Raw genomic sequence first — 1,007 nt, 5'->3', positions numbered from 1 at the left:
CCTTAGCAAGGCGTTAGGTGCTAAAAATATCGTATCCCATACTTGTTTTCTTGCATATTAAACCACATATAAAAAGTGGGTATCTATTCGTAAGGAATCTAAATGGAACAATACAACCTTCAGCTATCTTCGGTAAAACATACAGCTCCTGACGGCATTGAAATGGGAGTCATGAACAACGGCACCCCTTATCTTGGTGCTCGTGGTCTGGCTGCTCTATGTGGTGTCGCACCAAGTGTAATAATCACACTTGTAAAAGACTGGGAAGTAGATTTGCGCTTCAAGCCTCGTGGTCTAGCTATTGAGCAACTTATTCGAGAGCAGGGAGGTGACCCAAGTAGTTTGTATGTTCCGATTACGGTTGACGGGAAAACCTACCATGCAATCAACGATGTCAATTGTATGGCAATCCTTGAATACTATGCGTTCGACTCTCAAACGCCTCAAGAGCAAGCAAAACTCAACTATCGTAGTCTTGCCAAGCTAACTCTCCGTGCATTCATTTATGAACGCACTGGTTACAACCCTGAAGACTCGTTGCCACTATATTGGAAAACTTTTCATGAGCGTATAACACTTAACGAGTTGCCATCAGGTTACTTCAGCGTCTTTTCTGAAATTGCGAATTTGGTAATATCCGGAATTAGAAGTGGTATGCCTTTTGACTGTAATACCATGCCAGATATAAGCGTTGGTATGGCTTGGGGCAAGCATTGGAGCGGTAACTGCTTTGATCAAAAATACGGTCTTCGCCGAAAGCATCTCCACGTATTTCCAGAAGATTTTCCTCAAAAAGATCCAATGGCGTGGATTTATCCTGTCGAGGCTTTGGGGGAGTTTCGCCGTTGGATGGACGATATTTATGTCACCGAGAAGTTTGGCACTTATCTGAACAACAAGGCAAAAAAAGGTGGTTTAAACAATGTCGATATACCTGCATTAGTTCAAGCCGTTCAGCCAGCACGATTGAGCAATTAGCACCTAACAATCTGTTTAAGAGTGATTCG

Annotated in this window: 1 protein-coding gene; it reads left to right on the top strand. The window is 42.9% G+C overall.

The features are described 5' to 3' along the window. Positions 1-102 precede the first annotated feature (102 nt). Positions 103-978 carry a BstA C-terminal domain-containing protein gene (locus VHA02S_RS24885; RefSeq protein ID WP_038899043.1) on the top strand — a complete coding sequence of 292 codons (876 nt, stop codon included), beginning with the start codon at positions 103-105 and terminating at the stop codon, positions 976-978. Positions 979-1,007: the final 29 nt, after the last annotated feature.

The organism is Vibrio harveyi NBRC 15634 = ATCC 14126 = KCTC 12724 (genome assembly GCF_001591145.1).
GTDB lineage: Bacteria > Pseudomonadota > Gammaproteobacteria > Enterobacterales > Vibrionaceae > Vibrio > Vibrio harveyi.
Note: the sequence above shows the minus strand (reverse complement) of the source record. Positions and strands in the feature narration are given on the sequence as shown.